Raw genomic sequence first — 2,512 nt, forward strand, 5'->3', positions numbered from 1 at the left:
CGTCGTGCAGGTCGCGTTCGATGCGGCGGCGCTCGGCCTCGAAGGCGTTGACCAGCCGGGCGCGGGATCCGGTGACCTCCGCGAGCAGGCGGGCCGCCTCGTCCGGACGCGGGGAGAGCATCCGGCGGGTCAGTGCGGCGCGTCCGGCCGCGACCGCGGTGACCAGGTACGCTCCGGCCGCCAGCAGGATGATCCCGACAGGGAGCGCCGCCAGCGCCTGCCCGAACGTATGGATCGAGAAGCCGGGCCAGAGTCCGCGGCGGCCGCCGGACAGGACGGGCGTCCACGCGGTGAGCAGCGCGAACGGCAGCGCGATGCCGAGCGCGGCGACGGCCAGGTCGAGAGGCCACAGCACGGTGGCCAGCAGAAGGGTGAACCCCAGTTCCCGCCAGGTCGCGGACTCGCGCGCCCGGACGGCCAGCCATCCGCCCACGCCCGGACGGTCCAGGGGGCGGTGCGGATCGGCGACCGGTTCGGACTCCACGAGGCGGAGCCGCCACCGCTCGAACGCCGCGACCGGGATGCCCGCGAACGCGAGCGCCGCCAGCATCGGCAGGCCCACGAACACCGAGGCCAGCGTTCCGCCGACGACCAGGACGGCCGCGGTGACCGTGAGGACGAGCGCGCCCGGAACCGAGCTGGTCACCAGGTACGCCAGAGACCGCCACGGCCGTCCCGACAGCAGGAGTCCGCGCTGCCGCATGACCGCGATCCCGTCCATTCGGCCAGCATAGGAGCACTTTTCGGGATGTCCCATACGGCTCGGCTGACGGTCGGGGGTAAGGCCAGGCATACCCCGGATCGGTGGCCTGGCTGATCGACCGGGACCCGGCCGCGGCGGTTGGCTGGCGGGCATGGACATCGTGCGGCTCACCGCGGTGAGTAAGACCTACGGAACCGGGCCCGGTGCCGTCGCCGCCCTGGACAAGGTCACGGTGGGGTTCCCCGAGGGGTCGTTCACAGCCGTGATGGGCGCGTCGGGGTCGGGCAAGTCGACGCTGCTGCAGTGCGCCGCCGGGTTGGAGCGTCCGTCGGCGGGGGCGGTCTCGCTCGCGGGCGAGGACCTGTCGCGGCTGCGCGAGTCCGCGCTGACCAGGTTGCGGCGCGAGACGGTCGGCTTCGTCTTCCAGTCCTACAACCTGCTGCCCGCGCTGACCGCCGAGCAGAACGTGGGGATGCCACTGCGGCTCGCCGGGCGGCGTCCCGACGCGGACGCCGTCCGGGCCGCGCTGGCCGCCGTGGGCCTCGCCGACCGGGCCCGGCACCGGCCCGCCGAGATGTCCGGCGGGCAGCAGCAGCGCGTCGCGATCGCCCGCGCGCTGGTCGCCGCGCCGCGCGTGCTGTTCGCCGACGAGCCGACCGGCGCCCTGGACAGCGCGTCCTCCCGCATGGTGCTCTCGATCCTGCGCACGCTGGTCACCGATCGCGGTCAGACGATCGTCATGGTCACTCACGACCCGGTGGCGGCCGCGCACGCCGACCGCGTCGTCTTCCTGGCGGACGGCCGCCTCGCCGGGACCCTCGAACGGCCCGACGCGGCCACCGTCGCCGCCCGCCTGACCTCCCTGGAGACCGCCGGTGACCTGAAGACCGCCGGTGACCTGGGGGCCGGCGGGAACGCCGCATCGGGTGGGGAGGTCGCGGCGTGCTGAGTGTCGCCGTCCCAGGGATGCGGGCCCGGTGGGGAGCGTTCGCCGGGCCGCTGGCGGCGCTGGCGCTCGGTGTCGCGGTGATCGCGACGATGGCGCTGGTGCTGGCGGCGGCGTCCTCCGATCCGCACCGCCTGCCGCGTCGTTTCGCCGCCGCACCCGCCGTCGTCCAGGCCGATCCGAACCTCCGGCTGCGGGACCGCTACGGGACGCCGACCGCCGTGCCGTTCGCCGAGCAGCCGTCCGTGCCGTCCTCCGTCATCGCTCGCTTCCCCGGAGCGGTGCCGGACCGGAGCTTCGCGGCGCGGCTGCCCGGCGGGCCCTCTGACCAGGTCGGACATGGCTGGTCGTCGGCCGCCTTCGCTCCTTATGCCCTGGCTTCGGGGCGAGCTCCGGAACGTCCGGGCGAGATCGTGGTGACCGGCGGGTTCGCGCTCGGGCAGCGGGTGATGGTGCGCACGGCCGGTGGCGACGGCGCGTACACCGTCGTCGGAACCGCGCGGCCACCCGCGGCTGCGGCGGGTGTCGAACACGCGGTGTTCTTCGCCGACGCGGAGGCGGCGCGGTTGTCGCCGGCCGTTGACGCCCTCGTGCTCACCGATCCGTCCACCGCGCACCGCGCCGCCGGAATTCCGGGTATCCGGGTTCTGACCGGCCGCGACCGTGCGCTGGCCGATCCCGGCGCGCTGCGCGACCGCGCCGACCTCACGTCCCTGACGTCGTTCCTCGGGGTCGCCGCTCTGCTGTCGGCGTCGGTCTCCCTCTATGTGACCGCGGGCGCGTTCGGCCTGTCGGTCGCGCGCCGCCGCCGCGAACTGGCGCTGCTGCGGACGCTCGGCTCGACGCCGGTGGTGAGCATGTCG

At 74.9% G+C, this 2,512-nt stretch carries 2 protein-coding genes and 1 pseudogene; 2 read left to right on the forward strand and 1 reads right to left on the reverse strand.

Annotated features, from left to right (window positions below; translation table 11 throughout):
• The coding region (locus AB0J52_RS36015) for a sensor domain-containing protein (RefSeq protein ID WP_500187391.1) at positions 1–721 on the reverse strand (721 nt) is incomplete at its 3' end.
• 133 nt (positions 722–854) lie between these two features.
• On the opposite strand from AB0J52_RS36015, the gene AB0J52_RS36020 reads away from it, so the two are divergent.
• Positions 855–1,652: an ABC transporter ATP-binding protein gene (locus AB0J52_RS36020; protein WP_500187392.1), complete on the forward strand. Its 798-nt coding sequence runs from the start codon at positions 855–857 to the stop codon at positions 1,650–1,652.
• A pseudogene (locus AB0J52_RS36025) lies at positions 1,646–2,512 on the forward strand (hypothetical protein); the annotation flags it as partial. The gene AB0J52_RS36020 and the pseudogene AB0J52_RS36025, both read left to right, overlap by 7 nt.

It is taken from the genome of Spirillospora sp. NPDC049652, assembly GCF_040675125.1.
Taxonomy (GTDB): Bacteria; Actinomycetota; Actinomycetes; order Streptosporangiales; family Streptosporangiaceae; genus Spirillospora.

Excerpts from the sequence above, each read along its gene's own strand:
- AB0J52_RS36020 (WP_500187392.1), top strand. The coding sequence starts at position 855 with ATGGACATCGTGCGGCTCACCGCGGTGAGTAAGACCTACGGAACCGGG.